Genomic DNA, 16,265 nt, shown 5'->3' with positions numbered 1-16,265 from the left:
CAGGACACCGAGGCGCTGCGGGTGGCGATCACGCGCGCCTACCGGCGCTTCTGGTCCGAGCGCCCCGCCGGTGAGCTCGGCGACCACGACCGCGTCACGCCCGGGTCGACGTGCCAGACGATCAACCGGCTGGCCGCCGGTGGCTACGTGTACGAAGGAAGGATCCGACGGAGATCCAAAATGAAGGCCCGGGAGGATCTCCCGGGCCTTCATTTTGGCTGGTCAAGCCGGTGGAGCCGCCTGACGGAATCGAACCGTCGACCTATTCATTACGAGTGAATCGCTCTGCCGACTGAGCTAAGGCGGCAACGGTTCCATAGTGTACGGCACTCCCCGGGGGTGCACGCGAGGGGATTCCCCGTTCCGCCGGACCCCGGTAACGTCCGGCGCGTGATGCCCGACGATATGCCACCTGCCCCGGGGGAGCTGACCGCCGAGCCCGGCGAGCCGCTGCTGCCGATCCCCCAGGAGGACGACGAGGCTGCGCCCGCGCCGCCCGGGGGCCGCCCGACCGCGCTGGACCCCGACCAGATGGGGTTCACGCCGCGGCGCGGGGTGCCGTGGCTGAGCCCGGTACTGCTGAGCGGGACGGCGGTGCGGGTGCTGCTGGCGGACCTTTTCGGGGCGTACCTCGACAAGCGCGAGCTGCAGAACGCCCTCTCCTCCCGCATCCTGCGCGAGGGGGCCGGCTACGCGGGCGAGGCCGGCGACGGGGACTGGCCGGACGGCGGGGAGCTGTGGCTGGACTACGCCGCCGACACCGGGGACGGCTTCAACGCCACCTACTCCGTGGCGTACCTGCTGGCCCAGCCGAGCCTGACCGTCGACGGCCACGAGCTGCCGCGGGGCGAGGTGCTGGTCCTCGGCGGCGATCAGGTCTATCCGACGGCGAGCGGGCAGCAGTACGAGGACCGCTTCAAGGGCCCGTTCCGCGCGGCCTTGCCGGAGCGCCCGGCGGAGGGCCCCGCGCCGCGAATGTATGCGGTGCCGGGCAACCACGACTGGTACGACGGCCTGACCGCCTTCCTGCGGCTGTTCGTCCGCGGCGACGAGGGCTCCGTCGGGGGCTGGCGGACCCGGCAGTCGCGGTCGTACTTCGCGATCGAGCTGCCGCACCGCTGGTGGCTGCTCGGCCTCGACGTGCAGGGCGACGCCTACATCGACGACCCCCAGCTGCGCTACTTCCGCTCGGTCGCCGCCCGCCTCGGCCCCGGCGACAAGGTCATCATCTGCCCGCCGTCGCCGAGCTGGGTGGAGTCGACCGACGACCGCAAGGCCTACGACAGCCTCGACTACTTCGTACGCACGATCATCGACCCCACCGGCGCGGACGTCCGCGTGATGATCTCCGGCGACCTGCACCACTACGCGCGCTACTCCCGCCCGGGCCGGGAGCTCATCACCTCCGGCGGCGGCGGGGCGTATCTCTACCCGACCCACGAGCTGCCCGAGCAGATCTCGGTGCCGCCGAAGCGCACGCAGGTCCGCAACGCGTCACCGTCGCTGCCGTACGACCTCAAGCGCACCTTCCCCACCAAGCCGCAGTCCCGCGGCCTGGCCCTCGGCGTCTTCTGGCGCCTGCCGTGGCGCAACCCGGTGTTCCTGGGCCTGCTGGGGCTGCTGCAGACGCTCACCATGCTCGCGTTCGTCAACGCCGCGGACCGGGTCGTCTCCGGCGTCGAGCAGCGCCTGGTGACCGTCCCCGCCGTGCTCATGGCGGTCCTCGACGTCCTCGGAACCTGTCTGCTCGCGATGCCCCGCTCGGCCGGCCGGCGAAGGCCGAGACACTGGCTGCTGGGCATCCTGCACGGCCTGGCCTTCGTCGGCCTGGCGACGCTGGGCACCTGGGCCTGGCTGAGCCTGCCGATCGTGGACCTGGCCTGGCCGTTGCCCCTGCTCATCGCGATCGTGCTGTACTTGCCGCTGTCGGCCGTCGCGGCGGGGGAGCTCTTCGCGCTGTACCTTCTCATCGCCGCGAAGTTCGACGTGAACCTCAACGAGCTCTTCGCCGGCCAGGGCATCACGGACTACAAGGGCTTCCTGCGCCTGCACTTCACCGCCGACGGCGGCCTCACGATCTACCCGATCGGTGTGCGCCGCACCGGCCGCCACTGGCACGCCCGCCCCGACGCCGCCCTCGACGCCCCGTGGTTCGAGCCCGGCCGGCCCCTCGAACCCCACCTCATCGACGACCCGATCACCATCGCATGAGCTCCTACCCGCAGTTCCTCCTCTTCGCCACGCTCCTGGTAGTGATACCCGGCGCCGACTTCACCGTGGTCGCGAAGAACACCCTGACGGGCGGCGCCCGCCGCGGCGCCTGGGCGTCCGTGGGCGTCTCGGCGTCGAACGTGGTGCAGGGCGCCGCCGCCGTGGCGGGCCTGGGCGCCGTGGTGGTCCGCGTGGAACCGTTGTTCCAGGCCGTGAAGTGGGCCGGAATCCTGTACCTGCTGTACCTGGCCCTCGAGTCCTTCCGATCCTTGCGCCGCGGCGAGTACCCACCGATCCCGGATGCCTCCGCCTCGGGCGCGGGCGGCCTGCGCCAGGGCTTCCTGTCCAACATCACGAACCCGAAGGTCCTCGTCTTCTACCTGGCGGTCCTGCCGCAGTTCCTCGGCCCGTCCTCGCCACCGCTGACCCTGATGGCGTACGCCCTGAGCCACGCCCTGCTCTCGCTGCTCTACCTGCTCCTGGTCGTCGCCCTGCTGAACCGGGTCCGCCGCTTCTTCGCCAGCCGTCGAGTGCGCCGCGCCCTGGACGCCACGACGGGCACGGTCCTGGTCGCCCTCAGCGCCCGCCTGGCCCTGGAGCACTGACCACGCCCGGTCAGAGGTTGACCCGCGTAACCCCGGAAATGGCGACACCGCCCCGCGGCACCACCGGCGGGTGATACGCCAACTCCACCAGCATGCCCTCGTACCGCCGGACGAGCGCCGCCCCTTCGTCAAGCGCCTCGGCCGCGGCCCGAAGCACCCGCTCCACAATCCGAGTGGCCGCCCCGACCAGCTCGACGTCAACGGCGTCCCCGGCGGTCACAACGGCCACGGCCTCGGCGGAGCACACGACCCGGGCAATCGCCTCCGCCAGCTCACGCCGAAACCCTTCGGCCCACCCGGCCACCGAGTCGATGTACGCGACGGTCGAAGCCACCTTCCCCACGATGGTCTGAGCCTCCCCGGCGGACCCGATATGCTCGGCCAGCGCGTCCCAGACGATCCCGAACGCCTCAGCCCCACCGCCTTCCCAGGCACTGCGAGCGACATCGGCCTCAAGCTTCCCGGGCAACCCACCGAACCGCGAGCCGACGCCCCGCAACTCACCGGCAGCGTTCCGCAGCCCTTCAACGTCGAGCCGCAACGCGTACTCAAGCACGTCGACCGGCATCCCCCCGACCCGCCGCACGAGCTCGAGGGCCTCACCGCCCAACGGCATCCCACCCCGACCCACAATGTCCCCGACCCGCCGGAACAGGTCTTCCCCGACCCCGGCCAGCCGATCAAGCGCATCGATCACGCCGCCACCCCACAACCCCGCCGCCAGCGATGCTCCCCGCCACTCGAACCAACGCGCCCGCCCACGATCCGCCACGCGCCCACGACGACCAACCCGCGCTCGACAGGCCGCCCGCCTTCAACGGACGCCTCGTTCCAGGCGAACCTCACGCTTCGACCAGACACCCCACTCCGGACGGGTTGCTCATTCGAGGCAGACCGCTCCCTCCAGACGGACCCCGCGCTCCGACCGAACGCTTCGCTCCAGGCGAACCCCGCACCTTGACCGAACACCTCACTCCAGACGGGTTGCTCATTCCGAGCACACCGCTCCCCCCAAACCAACCCCACGCTCCGACCCAACACCTCACTCCACGCGAACCCCACACCTCGACCGAACACCTCACCCCAAGCAGGTCGCTCACTCCGAGCACACCGCTCCCCCCAAACCAACCCCACGCTCCGACCCAACACCTCACTCCACGCGAACCCCACACCTCGACCGAACACCTCACCCCAAGCAGGGTGCTCGTTCTGGGTAACGCGGGCGCTCTGAGCGGACGGTTCGCTTTGGGTAGATCGCTGACTTTGGGAGGCTCGCCCGCTCACGACGGACCGCCCACTTCGCGGGGGCGGCTCGCTTCGGATGATCAACCCGCACACACCGGGCGCGGGCCGCTCGCATTTGACGGGCCGCCAGCTCACAACTGACCGCTCGCTTCTGGCGCGTCGCCCGCTGGCGGCGGACCGCTCGCTTCCGGCATCTCGCCAGCCCGAAACGCTGCCGGTCACGGGATGACCCGCGAGTCTTCTTCGGCGCTGCGATACTCGGCCGCCACCCGCCGCACAGCGTGCGCCGTCTCGGCCAGCCGAGCCCCGTGCGCCGAGGCCTCCCGCCCTCGGCTGGTCAGCGCGGCGGCCAGCAGCCGATGCAGGTCTCGCCCCAGCTGCCCCAGCGCCCCGTCCGAGTCCGCCCCGAGCACCCGGGCTCCCGGATCCACGATGTTGAGCGTGGTGCTGGCCCCGGCCAGCTCGTCCCCGGCCTCCTCGAGCCGCCGGGCAAGTTCCTCAAGCCGCATCTACGCCACCGCCCATCGGACAACCACCGCCGAGGGACCGCTGCCGTCCGCTCCCGGCCCAGAAATCACCGCGGATCCGGTCACCCCACATAGCCTGTCGCAGCCCGCCCAGGAGGATGCCGACTCGCCCTCGACGAGCCCGCGATCGCAGACGCCCCACCAGCCACCGCTCACCGGGCACATCGGCACCTCACCCCCGTCGTCGTCCGTCGAGCCCATCGACAGCCCCGCGCTATCGCAGGGACCGGTAGTCCCCAAACGTCTCCCCGTGCAGCCGCTTCCGCGCCCAGGCCGCAGCATCCGCAGCGGCGGTGACCGCCTCCCGAACCGACCGCGACAAACCCTCGCTGGTCTTGCTGTGCAGGGAACCGTTGATGCGCACGTCACGGATCGTCCCGTCGGCGGTGACCAGCACCTCGACCAGCCCATCGGCCGACCGCACGGTCACCTCGACGGTCTTCACCGCCTTGTCGAACTCGGCATGCAGAGCCTCGATCCGGCGGTAGCGCTCGACCGCCTCCTCGATCCACGCCTCGTCGATCTCACGCCCCATGCAACCTCCCCCGGTGACCGTACGGCACCGCCCGCTCACCGCGGAAGCCCGAATCAAGCCCTGTGGATAACTCCGCCACCAAGCCCCGAACCGCGCCCACTGCAAGACGTGGAGCCGCGAGGACGGACGGTCCACAGCAAAGACGGGCCGCCGCAGCGACGATCCATCGCGCGGAGGGCTCCGGCAAAGACTGTCCACCGCAGGAATGCGCCACCACAGAGACGGGCGCCCACCGTTGATCGACGCCGCGAGGCGCCGGACGAAACCGAAGCTACGGCACAGGCGTATATCGCGGCCCGAGGCCCACTCGCAGCGCGACGGCATCCCCGGCCGGGGAGCTCCCGCGTTGCGCGGGACCGCACGCCACCCCGAATACCGCACCGGGCGCGCCCACACGACTCCTCCACGCGGCCCGGCCACCGGCTACGGCTCGCCCACGACCCGAAGTTCGACCGCCAACGAAGGTTCGACTGCCAGTAGCGACCCCAGCTGGCCGTGGAGCGGAGGGCGCTTGTCGGCGGGGGAGAGAGGGCCGGACAGCGAGGGGCTAGCCGCGCCAGAGGGAGAGCATCATCGCCTCCACCGCGATGCGGGGCTTCACGTTGGCCTCGATGGCCACGCGGCAGTCCAGGACCGCCTCCAGGCGGCGCAGGGCGCTCTCCGGGGTCCACTTCTCGGCCGCGGCGTCCGCGAGCTCGTCGATGTCGCCGTGGACCGGGGACACCTCCGCCCGGAAGGCGTGGGCCAGGACGTCGCGGTAAAAGCCGGCCAGGTCGACCAGCGCGCGGTCCAGCGAGTCGCGCTGGGTCCGGGTGGCGCGGGACTTCTGGCGGCGCTCCAGGTCCTTCAGCTGGCCCGCCGAGCCGCGGGCCGCGCCCGCGGCGCCCTTGCCCGTGCCGCCGGCGCCCAGGGCCGTCTCCAGGGCCGAGCGCTCCTTGGCGTCGATCTCGACCACCGACGCGGCGGCCTCGGCCTCGGCCGCCTCGATCAGGGCGCTCGCGGCGTCGAAGGCGGCGCCGATGCCGGTCAGGCGGCGCGGCACGGCCAGGACGGCGTCGCGGCGGGTGCGGGCCTGCGGGTCGCGGGCCAGGCGGCGGGCGCGGCCGACGTGGCCCTGCGACGCGGCGGCGGCCCAGGCGGCGGTCGCCGCGTCGATGCCGTCGCGGCGCTGCAGGACCGCGGCGATGGCGTCAGCGGGGGGCTGCCGCAGCGGCACGACCCGGCAGCGCGACCGGATCGTCACCGAGATGTCGTCGGGGTGCGTGCTCGGCGTGCACAGCAGGAAGACCGTGCGCGCGGGCGGCTCCTCGACGGCCTTGAGCAAGGCGTTGCCGGCCGCCTCGGTGAGCCGGTCGGCGTCCTCGACCAGCAGCACCTGCCAGCGCCCCTGCGTCGGCGAGCTCGCGGCGCGCAGCACCAACGCGCGCATCTCGCCCACGGCGATGGACAGCCCCTCCGGCACCACGAAGCGCACGTCCGCGTGCGTCCCGGCCAGCGCTGTGTGGCAGGCCTGGCAACTGCCGCACCCGCCGTTGGGGCACTGCAGCGCCGCCGCGAACGTCCGGGCGGCCACCGACCGCCCCGACCCGGGCGGCCCGGTGAACAGCCAGGCGTGCGTCATGGCCTGCTGCCCCGCGGCGTCGGGCACCTCACCGCGCACGATCGCGTCGGCCGCCTCGACCGCCCGCGACAGCGTGGCCACGGCGTCGGGCTGCCCGACCAGCTCCTCGAAGATCGGCGGCGTCATACCCGCGTGCCCTCATCCCGAAAACCCGAAATATCAGATAAGTCGGACTTGCCACGCAAATCCGACTCGTTGGCAGCCTCACCATCGCCATCGCCACCGGCCGCGGCGCCTCCCCCGCGCCCGTCCGGGGAGCCCGACGCGGATGCGCCGCCGGCGGAGTCTGCGGAGCGCTGGACCCCGGCACCCCGCGACGAGCGCCGACCGGCTCCCCCGGAAACGTCAGGGCCCGGCCCGGCACCGCCGCCCGCGGAGCCCTCGGCACCGTCGCCCCGGGGGCGGGCGCCGGGCAACCCCACGCCGCCGGCGGCCGGCGGCGGCACAGGCGCGGTGTCGGAGGAGGTGGCCGTGAAGACGGAGGGTGCGGTGGCCGAGACGTCGTCCGGGTCCGGGTCGCCGGTCAGCGTCGCGGCGACCTCGGCCGTATCGTGCAGAACCGTCTCCACCGAGGACTCGTCCTCCGGGATCAGGTGGCGGACGCGCTGCAGGATGCCCCCGGCCAGCGCGTCGATGCCGTTCGTCGCGTCGAGGACCAGGTAGCGGCTCGGGTCCGCCGAGGCGAGGTCCAAGAACGCGTAGCGCACGCGCTCGTGGAAGGCCAGCGACTCGCTCTCCAGGCGGTCCGCGTCGCCGCGGCGGCCCGCGCGGGCCAGGCCGAGCGACGGGTCGAGGTCGAGCAGGACGACGAGGTCGGGCTTGAGGCCACCGGTCGCCCACTTCGACAGCCAGGACACCTCGTCGACCGGCAGGGTGCGGCCGGCGCCCTGGTAGGCAAGCGACGAGTCGACGTAGCGGTCGCTGATGACCACCGCGCCGCGGGCCAGGGCCGGGCGCACCACCGAGGCGACGTGGTGGGCGCGGTCGGCCGCGTAGAGCAGGGCCTCGGAGCGCGGCGAGACGACGTCGCCGCCCTCGGACGGGCGGTCCAGCACCAGGCTGCGGATGCGGGAGCCGACCGGAGTGGCGCCGGGCTCGTGGGTGACCACGACGTCGCGGCCGATCGCGCGCAGGGCGTCGGCGAGCAGGTTGACCTGGGTGGACTTGCCCGCGCCCTCGCCGCCCTCGAAGACGATGAACAGCCCGTGCGTGGAGCGGGGGTCGGCGGAGCTCAGCGGGCGGCCGCGGATCGAGCCGAGCAGGTCGGCCAGGATCGGGACGTCCTTCTTGTCGTCCATCTGGCGCAGGGCGAAGAGGCCGGCGAGGACGCCGAGGACGCCGGCGATCGCGAGCAGCGGGCGGGTGCTGGAGACCTCGAAGTCGTAGAAGCCCAGGTTGATCTTGCGGGTGCCGCCGAGGCCAACGATGACGCTGGACAGCGAGATGGTCAGCATGAGCACCACGCGGGTGCCCATCTGCACGAAGGCGAAGGCACGGCCGCGCATGTCGTCGGTGACCTCGCCGCCCAGCAGCGTCGTGCCGGACAGGAACGCCATGCCGGCCCCGACGCCGACCAGCAGCGCGCCGCCGACGGCGATGGACAGGTGCGTGGCGAAGGCGAGGATGATCACGGAGCCCGCGGCCAGGATGATCGACAGGCCGAACCAGCGGCGGCGCGACAGCGCGCCGACGAGCCTCGGGCCGGCCGCGATGCCGACCCCCAGGCCGAGAAACAGCACGGCGAAGAGCAGGGCGAACGCGGCCGTGCCGGCGCTGAGCGAGACCGCGTAGAACTTCGCGGTGCCGACCACCACGCCACCGCCGGCGAAGGCGCCGAAGATGCCCAGCACCAGGCCGCGCACCAGCGGGGTCTTGCTGACGAAGGCCCAGCCCAGGATGAACTCGCGCAGCATGCCGGGCCGGCGCTCGACGCCCGCGGTGCGCCGGCCGCTGATCTCGCGGATGCCGAAGAAGACGGTCGCCGCGGTGGCCAGGAACGACAGCGCGTTGAACCACAGCGCGAGGCTGCTCGGCTGCACACCGGCCGGGGCGTCGGCGCCGAACACGGCCGTCACCAGCCATTGCAGGCCGATGAGCACCAGGGCGGCGGCGACCGGGGTGATGCCGTAGGTCGTGGCGAGGGTGAGCTGGTTGGCCGTCTCCAGCCGCGCCCGGGGCAGGAGGTTGGGCACGGCCGCTTCCTTGGCCGGCGTCCAGATCATCGCGACGGTCTCGATGACGAACGTGGCGATCGCGGTCCAGGTGATGACCAGCGCGCCGTCGTGGATGACGAGCGCCGCGGCCGGGATGGAGGCGAAGAAGGCGAATCGGATCAGGTCGCAGACGACCATCGTGTAGCGGCGGTCGAACCGGTCGGCGAAGACGCCCGCGACCGGGCCGAGGATGAGCGCGGGCAGCAGGCGCACGGCGATGACCGAGCCGAACGCGACGCCCTGGGCGGCCTCGTTGGAGACCTGCGCGGCGGCGAACGTGGAGGCGGCGAGCAGGCCGAGCCAGTCGCCGAGGGACGACAGGCCCAGGACCGCCCAGAGCCGGCGGAAGGGCCGGATGCGCAACACGGCCTGGAGTCCCCCGAAACCGGAGAGATCGCTGCTGGCGATGGCGGCCACCCCCTTTTCTCCGGTCTCACGCTACAGGTCACCTCCGACAATTCCGGAGGCACCGCCGAGTACGCGAGCTTCTTTCATATTCCTCTGCATCTCGGTACGGTGAGGCGTGTCCAGCTCCCGTGCCGCCCGGCGGGCCCGTTACGACCGGGCCACCGCCGATCTCGATCCGCCGTTCGCGCTCGTCGACCTCGACGCCTTCGACGCCAACAGCGCGGCCCTCGTCGCGCGGGCGGCGGGCAAGCCGCTGCGCGTGCCGAGCAAGTCGGTCCGGGTCCGCGCGCTGATCGACCGCACCCTGGCCCGGCCCGGCTGGCACGGCATCATGGCGTTCACCCTTCCGGAGGCGATCTGGCTGGCCGGGCACGGCACCGCCGACGACATCCTGGTCGCCTACCCGACCGCCGACCGGGCGGCCGTGCGCCGCCTGGCCACCGACGAGAAGCTCGCCGCCGCCATCACCGTGATGGTCGACGGCACCGAGCAGCTCGACCTCGTCGACGCGCTCGTGCCGGCCGACCGGCGCGCCGCGCCCGTGCGGGTCTGCATCGACCTCGACGCGTCCTGGCGCCCGCTGGCCAAGGTCCACATCGGCGTGCGCCGCTCACCCGTGCACAGCGCGAAGCAGGCCGGCGAACTGGCCGCCGCGATCGCCGCGCGGCCGGGGTTCCGCCTGGTCGGCCTCATGTCGTACGAGGCGCAGATCGCCGGCCTCGGTGACGCCCCGCCCGGCCGCCCGGTGCGCGGCGCGCTCATCCGGGCCATCCAGGCGCGCTCGATGCCGGAGCTGCTGGCCCGCCGGTCCGCGGTCGTCGCCGAGGTACGCCGCCACGCCGAGCTGGAGTTCGTCAACGGCGGCGGCACCGGCAGCGTAGCCGCGACGGCCGCCGACCCGGCCGTGACCGAGGTCGCCGCCGGATCGGGGCTCTTCGGGCCGTGGCTCTTCGACGGGTACCGCAACTGGCGCCCGCAACCAGCGGCCTTCTTCGCCCTGTCGATCGTGCGGCGCCCCGACGCCACCACCGCGACCGCCCTCGGCGGCGGCTGGATCGCCTCCGGCGAGACGTCGCCGGCCCGCCAGCCGCTGCCCTGGCTGCCGGATGGCCTGCGGCTCATCGGCACGGAGGGCGCCGGCGAGGTGCAGACCCCGCTCGTCGGCCCGGGCGCCGCCGGCCTGCGGGTGGGCGAGCGGGTGTACTTCCGCCACTCCAAGGCCGGCGAGCTGTGCGAGCACGTCAACGAGATCCACCTGGTCCAGGGTGATCGGATCGTCGAGACCGTCCCGACGTATCGCGGCGAGGGCAGAATCTTCCTGTGACCCGCTGGCGCCAGGCCATGGAGGCGGCCCTCTACGGGCCCGACGGCTTCTTCACGCGGGAGCGCCCCGCCGATCACTTCCGCACCAGCGTGCACGCCTCGCCGCTGTTCGCCGGCGCCGTCGCGACGCTGCTGGGCCGGCTCGACGAGGCCCTGGACCGCCCGGACCGCCTCGACCTCGTCGACGTCGGAGCCGGCCGGGGCGAGCTGCTGACCGGCGTCCTGGCCGCGCTGCCGGACGACGTGCGTCGCCGGGTGCGCGCGACCGGGGTCGAGAAGGCACCCCGCCCGGGTGAATTACCGTCCACGATCGGGTGGACCTCGAATCCGCCCGACGGCACCGTCGGAATGCTGATCGCCACCGAGTGGCTCGACAACGTGCCCGCGGACATAGTGGAGCTCGACTCCGCTTTCCGGATTCGGTACCTCAAGTGCGATCTGACCCCCGCCGACGACCCCCTCGACCCGGCGGACCGGGCCTGGCTGGACCGCTGGTGGCCGCTGGACGGCGCCCCGCCGGGCGCCCGGGCCGAGATCGGCGCGCCGCGCGACGAGGCCTGGGCCGCCGCCGTGGCCACCGTCGAGCGCGGCGTCGCCGTCGCCGTCGACTACGGCCACTTCGCCGGCGACCGCCCGCTCTTCGGCACCCTGACCGGCTACCGCGACGGCCGGCAGGTCGAGCCGATCCCCGACGGCGGGCGCGATCTGACGATCTCGGTCGCCTTCGATCCGCTGCTCTCCCCCGGCACGCTGGTGCTGGCGCAGCGCGAGGCCCTGCGCCTGCTCGGCGTCGACGGCGCCCGCCCGCCGCTCGCGCTGGCGGGCACCGACCCCGCCGGATACATGCGCGCCCTGGCCCGCGCCTCGGCCGCCGCCGAGCTCACCGACCCGCACGGGCTCGGTGGCCACCAGTGGATACTGCATTGGGTATGACCGATGGTCATACCGGCGGTACACTTCGAGGCATGACGACCAAGGTGACACTCTCGTTCTCCGACCAGACCATCACCGACGCCCGGCACTGGGCCGAGCGCGACGGGGTGTCGCTCAGTGCGTGGATCGACCGCGCCGCGCAGGAGCGCGCCCTGCGGGAGATCTTCTCGGCCCACGCCGAGGCGGTCCGCCGCGCCAAGATCGATCTCGACGCGTCCGCACTCGCCGACGAGGAGGAGATCGCGCTCGTCAACGCCGAGCTATACCGTGGACGCCGTGCGTCGCGGTGAAGTGTGGCTCATCAAGGGTGCCCGTGAGCGGCTCGGCCTGATCATCAGCTCGGACGTGTTCAACAGCACCGACGTCCCCGTCGTCATCGTGGCCGAGGTGACCGACGCCGAGGAGCTGCGGGACTCGCCGCTCGCGGTGGAGCTCGACGAGTTCGTGGTCATGCCCGACCGGCTCTCCTCGCCACTGAAGCGCTGGTTCGTGGAGCGGGTCGCGGTCGCGGACACCAGCACCATGCACAACGTCTCGCGCGCGCTGCGCATCCTTCAGGATCTTTAGCCCGGCCCTCTAGGCTTGACGGCATGACGTCCGAGGTGACGGTCGGGACGGGCACGGGGCTCGACACCGCCGACATGGTGCTCAACATCGGCCCCCAGCACCCCTCGACGCACGGCGTGCTGCGCCTGCGGCTGGTGCTCGACGGCGAGCGGGTGCTCAGCGCCGAGCCGATCATCGGCTACATGCACCGCGGCGCCGAGAAGCTCTTCGAGGTGCGCGACTACCGCCAGATCATCATGCTCGCCAACCGCCACGACTGGCTGTCGGCGTTCTGCAACGAGCTCGGGGTCGTGCTCGCGGTCGAACGGCTCATGGGCATCGAGGTGCCCGAGCGGGCGGTGTGGCTGCGCACCGCGCTGGCCGAACTCAACCGGGTGCTCAACCACCTGATGTTCCTCGGCTCGTATCCGCTGGAGATCGGCGCCATCACGCCCGTGTTCTACGCCTTCCGGGAGCGCGAGACGATCCAGGCCGTGCTCGAGGAGGCTTCGGGCGGGCGGATGCACTACATGTACAACCGCGTCGGCGGGCTCAAGGAGGAGGTCCCGGCCGGGTGGACCGGGCGGGCCCGGGCCGCGATCGACCAGGTCCGCCGGCGCCTGCCCGACCTGGACGGCCTGATCCGGCGCAACGAGATCTTCCTGGCCCGCACGGTCGGGGTCGGGGTGCTCAGCGCCGCCGACGCCGCCGCGTTCGGGGCGTCGGGGCCGGTCGCGCGGGCCTCCGGGCTCGACCTGGACCTGCGCCGCGACGAGCCGTACCTCGCCTACGGTGAGCTCTCGGTGCCGGTGGTGACCCGGACAACGGGTGACTGCCACGCGCGCTTCGAGGTGCTGCTGGACCAGGTGTACGTCTCCCTCGACCTCGCCCAGCAGTGCCTGGACCGGGTCGACCGGCTCAGCGGGCCGGTGAACGTGCGCCTGCCGAAGGTGGTCAAGGCGCCGGAGGGCCACACCTACGCGTGGACCGAGAACCCGCTCGGCGTCAACGGGTACTACCTCGTCTCCCGCGGCGAGAAGACTCCCTGGCGGCTCAAGCTGCGCACCGCCTCGTACGCGAACGTCCAGGCGCTCTCGACGCTCCTGCCCGGCACGCTCGTGCCCGACCTGATCGCGATCCTGGGCTCGATGTTCTTCGTCGTGGGTGACATCGACAAGTAGGGCGGCATCGACAAAGCGGCCGGCTACCGCCAGCGGTCGTCGTCGCCCTCGAAGTCGACGATCTGCCGGGCCGCCCGGCCGCCGCGGTGCTCGTCGCGGCCGCCGTTCCAGCCGTACTCCTCGTCGTCGTCCGCCCGCGCGCGCCGCGGCACCCGCTCCTCGTCGCGTCCCTGGCCCGAGGTCCAGCGCGAGGCCGGCTCGGCCGGCGAGGCGGGCAGGGCCGCCTGGGCACCGCCCAGGGCCCGGTCGGTGCGGTCGTGGCGCACCTGCGACCAGCGGGTCGCGCCGGTCTCGTCGCGGCGACCCTCCTCATGACTGCGCTCCGACCAATGCGCCTCCTCGCGCCGGCCCACCTCGACGCGCGCCTGCTCGCCGGAGGCCCAGCTGCGCTCGCGCTCGCGACGGGCCTCGGAGCGGCGCGGGCTCTCGGTGCCGGACTCGTAGCGGCGCTCGATGCGCGGGTCGAACGCGTCGTCGTCGCGGTCGTCGGGATCGGCCCGGCGCCGGCCGCCGCCGCGCCGCTCGCCGCTGTGGTCGCCGTCCAGGGCGCGGTGGCCGCCCGAGGGGGGCTCCTCGGGGTAGTACTCCTCGTGCCGCACCGTCGCCCAGCGATCCTCGATGCGCACGTGGGTGCCCGTCTCGTCGGCGTGGACGGCGGAGCGCCGCTCGCCCATGCGCAGCTCCCGGCCACCGCGCTCGTCGCTGTGCACCGAGGCCCAGCGGTCGGTGGTGCGCAGCCCGGTGACCTCGTCCTCGTCGTCGGGCTCGGCCCGGCGCCGGCCGCCGCCGCGGCGCTCGACGTCCGCCCGCTCGGCGCGCGGCTGGTGCTGCGGCCAGTCCCCGCTCTCGGCCCGTGCCATCCGCTCGTGCAGCAACTGCTGGGTCCACGAGTCCTCGCGGGGCCGCTCCCGGGTCCGCTCGTCGCGCGGCTGGGGCCGCTCCACCCGCTCGGAGCGCTCAGAACGTTCGGAGCGCTCAGGACGGTCGGAGCGGTCAGGACGGTCGGAGCGGTCAGGACGTTCTGACCATTCGCCCCGCTCGGGCCGCTCCGCGCGGCGCCCGTGCTCCCCGCTGCGGTGCGCCTCGTGGGGCTCGGGGCGGGCCGGGCCGCGCTCGGAGCGGTCGGGGCGGCGCTGCTGGGGAATGTCGGGGCGCGCGGGCACGGCTCCGTAGACGGTGCCGGAGCGGGACTCGGCCGGGTCGACGACCATCGTCTTCGTGGTGACCTGCACGGTCTCGGTGTGCCGCAGGACGCCCTGGGGCACCGACGCCGAGCCGGTCGGGTGGGGCTGCGGCGGCGGCTGGGCGGCGGCCCGCTCGACCTGCCCGCGCAGCATCTCGACCTGGTTGCGCAGCGCGTCGACGGTCTCGTGCAGGACCCCGATGCGCTCCATGAGCTGGCCGTGGGTCTGGCGGGCGGCGTGGGTGATGTCACCGCGGACGTTCTCGCGAAGGGTGTCGATCTCCTCGTACACCATCTCCTCGACCTCGCCCTTGACCGTCTCGCCCTCGCGCCGCAGCGCGATCGACAGGCCGATGCACACGACGGCGAGCAGGCCGACAACGGCGGCGAACTGCAGGACGAAGCCGCTGCCCACGAGGAAGAGCAGGGCGGCGAGCGGGGCCAGCCCGATCCCGCCCCAGAAGAGCAGCTGGAGCACCATCGTGCTCCGCTTCGACCCGGGGGGTCCGGTGGTCTCCGCGGCCGGCATGTGCAGAGAACTTACCCGCTCCACAGCACAAACGAAATGTCCCCTCGTACCGCCCGCGGCGGGCGATACGAGGGGGCTGAGATTTCGGCTAACCCAGCGATCCGTCGGACGAGAAGACCAGCGCGAGCGAGGCGTTGCCCTTCTTCAGGGCGTCCTTGCTCTGCGGGCCGCCGGCGTCCAGGCTGAGCACCTTGCCGAACTGGATCTTGTACGTGTTCTCCAGGCCGGGCTGGCAGAACGGCCGCTGCGGGCACTCCGGCGGGCCACCGAGGACGGAGGCCTGACCCGAGCACTTGGCGGCGAAGTCGCTGAGCGTCTTCAACCCGTACTTCGACGCGAACTCCGACGTCACCGCGAACGCGTTGCCGTCGGTGGCCTTCGACGCCTTGCCGAAGGTGAGCCCCTGCTTGCCGCCGATCTCCTTGAGCGCGGCAACGGTCTTGTCCACGTCACCCGAGGCGAGTGGCGTGGCGCTCTTGCCGTTGACCGACTGGTTGATGAACTCGGTCAGCGTCGCGGCGTACTCCGGGACGATCTGGATGTCGCCCTTGGTCAGCTGGCCGTAGTACACCTCCCGCTGCCCGATCGTCTGCACCGAGGCGTCGTATCCGGCCGCGTCGAGGACGATCTCGTAGAGCGCGCCCAGGGTGGCGCTCTCCGAGAAGTTCGCGGCGCCGATCTTGATGGCCCCGCCCTTGCCCTTCTCGATGCCGGTGGTGAGGTTCTCGGCCTTGGCGAAGTCCTCCGCCGCGACCTTGGAGGTCTTGCGGTCGACGTCGACCGCCTTGTTGAGCGCGATCAGCTTCTCGGGGGTCAGCGCGCCGGAGACCTTGTCCAGCGCCGCGACGAGGACCGGGTCGGCGACCTTCGTGTTGATGGCCGCAATGACGTTGTCCGCCTGCTGCAGCTTCTTGTCGTCGTCGAGCACGACAAGCTTCTCCCCCGCGACCGGGGCACATCCCGCCCCGCTGACGCTCGCCGGCGCCTGGGTGCCCGAGGAACCCGACTCACCGCAGGCAGCGAGGCCCGCACCGGCGAGACTTAGGGCTAGCACCCCGAACATGGCGCGCATGGCTGTACGCAAAATGGCCCGCCTTCCGTGTCCCGGCGCGATCACTGTGACCGGCCGCGTGTCCGACGGACGGCGCTTATCGGCTGTCAAAGAAGCCCGCCCGCTCTCCATAGGCAACCCCGGAGATGGAAAT

General features: G+C 72.6%; 14 protein-coding genes and 1 tRNA gene. 7 read left to right on the top strand and 8 right to left on the bottom strand.

Annotated features, from left to right (window positions below; all coding sequences use genetic code 11):
• Window positions 1-231: 231 nt before the first annotated feature.
• Window positions 232-307: transfer RNA gene (locus ACQPY0_RS04165), tRNA-Thr, on the bottom strand.
• Window positions 308-393: 86 nt separating this feature from the next.
• Here ACQPY0_RS04165 and ACQPY0_RS04160 point away from each other — a divergent pair.
• Window positions 394-2,211 (top strand): metallophosphoesterase, encoded by a 1,818-nt coding sequence (locus tag ACQPY0_RS04160; protein ID WP_432994983.1) that lies wholly within the window; start codon window positions 394-396, stop codon window positions 2,209-2,211.
• Entirely contained in the window at window positions 2,208-2,816 is a 609-nt protein-coding gene (locus ACQPY0_RS04155; protein ID WP_432984913.1) for a LysE family translocator, read from the top strand. Before ACQPY0_RS04160 ends, ACQPY0_RS04155 begins: the two co-directional genes overlap by 4 nt.
• Window positions 2,817-2,826: 10 nt before the next feature.
• On the opposite strand, the gene ACQPY0_RS04150 is transcribed toward ACQPY0_RS04155, so the two are convergent.
• The 5 genes from ACQPY0_RS04150 to tmk all read right to left on the bottom strand — a co-directional run bounded on the left by ACQPY0_RS04150 (window position 2,827) and on the right by tmk (window position 9,323).
• Window positions 2,827-3,513: a hypothetical protein gene (locus ACQPY0_RS04150; protein ID WP_432984910.1), complete on the bottom strand. Its 687-nt coding sequence runs from the start codon at window positions 3,511-3,513 to the stop codon at window positions 2,827-2,829.
• Window positions 3,514-4,279: 766 nt separating this feature from the next.
• Complete coding sequence (locus tag ACQPY0_RS04145) at window positions 4,280-4,570, bottom strand: hypothetical protein (protein ID WP_432984907.1); 291 nt, start codon at window positions 4,568-4,570, stop codon at window positions 4,280-4,282.
• A 232-nt stretch (window positions 4,571-4,802) separates the two neighbouring features.
• Complete coding sequence (locus ACQPY0_RS04140) at window positions 4,803-5,123, bottom strand: YbaB/EbfC family nucleoid-associated protein (protein ID WP_432984904.1); 321 nt, start codon at window positions 5,121-5,123, stop codon at window positions 4,803-4,805.
• 547 nt (window positions 5,124-5,670) lie between these two features.
• Window positions 5,671-6,870 carry a DNA polymerase III subunit delta' gene (locus ACQPY0_RS04135; RefSeq protein WP_432984901.1) on the bottom strand — a complete coding sequence of 400 codons (1,200 nt, stop codon included), beginning with the start codon at window positions 6,868-6,870 and terminating at the stop codon, window positions 5,671-5,673.
• A complete protein-coding gene (gene tmk / locus ACQPY0_RS04130; protein WP_432994981.1) occupies window positions 6,867-9,323 on the bottom strand; it encodes a dTMP kinase in 2,457 nt (818 codons plus the stop codon). The genes ACQPY0_RS04135 and tmk overlap by 4 nt, the downstream gene beginning before the upstream one ends.
• Window positions 9,324-9,480: 157 nt before the next feature.
• On the opposite strand from tmk, the gene ACQPY0_RS04125 reads away from it, so the two are divergent.
• The 5 genes from ACQPY0_RS04125 to ACQPY0_RS04105 are packed head-to-tail and all read left to right on the top strand — an operon-like array spanning window position 9,481 to window position 13,348.
• Window positions 9,481-10,689: an amino acid deaminase/aldolase gene (locus ACQPY0_RS04125; RefSeq protein WP_432984898.1), complete on the top strand. Its 1,209-nt coding sequence runs from the start codon at window positions 9,481-9,483 to the stop codon at window positions 10,687-10,689.
• Between the two features lie 17 nt (window positions 10,690-10,706).
• A complete protein-coding gene (locus tag ACQPY0_RS04120; RefSeq protein ID WP_432994979.1) occupies window positions 10,707-11,621 on the top strand; it encodes an SAM-dependent methyltransferase in 915 nt (304 codons plus the stop codon).
• Between the two features lie 32 nt (window positions 11,622-11,653).
• Complete coding sequence (locus ACQPY0_RS04115) at window positions 11,654-11,911, top strand: DUF6364 family protein (RefSeq protein ID WP_432984896.1); 258 nt, start codon at window positions 11,654-11,656, stop codon at window positions 11,909-11,911.
• Window positions 11,889-12,188 carry a type II toxin-antitoxin system PemK/MazF family toxin gene (locus ACQPY0_RS04110; RefSeq protein ID WP_432984893.1) on the top strand — a complete coding sequence of 100 codons (300 nt, stop codon included), beginning with the start codon at window positions 11,889-11,891 and terminating at the stop codon, window positions 12,186-12,188. Before ACQPY0_RS04115 ends, ACQPY0_RS04110 begins: the two co-directional genes overlap by 23 nt.
• A gap of 23 nt (window positions 12,189-12,211) precedes the next feature.
• Window positions 12,212-13,348 carry an NADH-quinone oxidoreductase subunit D gene (locus ACQPY0_RS04105; protein WP_432984890.1) on the top strand — a complete coding sequence of 379 codons (1,137 nt, stop codon included), beginning with the start codon at window positions 12,212-12,214 and terminating at the stop codon, window positions 13,346-13,348.
• A gap of 23 nt (window positions 13,349-13,371) precedes the next feature.
• Here the strand turns inward: ACQPY0_RS04105 and ACQPY0_RS04100 are convergent, their stop codons facing one another.
• Entirely contained in the window at window positions 13,372-15,012 is a 1,641-nt protein-coding gene (locus tag ACQPY0_RS04100; protein ID WP_432984887.1) for a hypothetical protein, read from the bottom strand.
• Window positions 15,013-15,148: 136 nt separating this feature from the next.
• Window positions 15,149-16,243 (bottom strand): glycine betaine ABC transporter substrate-binding protein, encoded by a 1,095-nt coding sequence (locus ACQPY0_RS04095; protein ID WP_432984866.1) that lies wholly within the window; start codon window positions 16,241-16,243, stop codon window positions 15,149-15,151.
• Window positions 16,244-16,265 lie beyond the last annotated feature (22 nt).

The sequence above is a fragment of the Dactylosporangium sp. CA-233914 genome (assembly GCF_050942935.1).
In the GTDB taxonomy this organism is placed as follows: domain Bacteria; phylum Actinomycetota; class Actinomycetes; order Mycobacteriales; family Micromonosporaceae; genus Dactylosporangium.
This window is presented reverse-complemented; position numbering and strand designations above follow the sequence as displayed.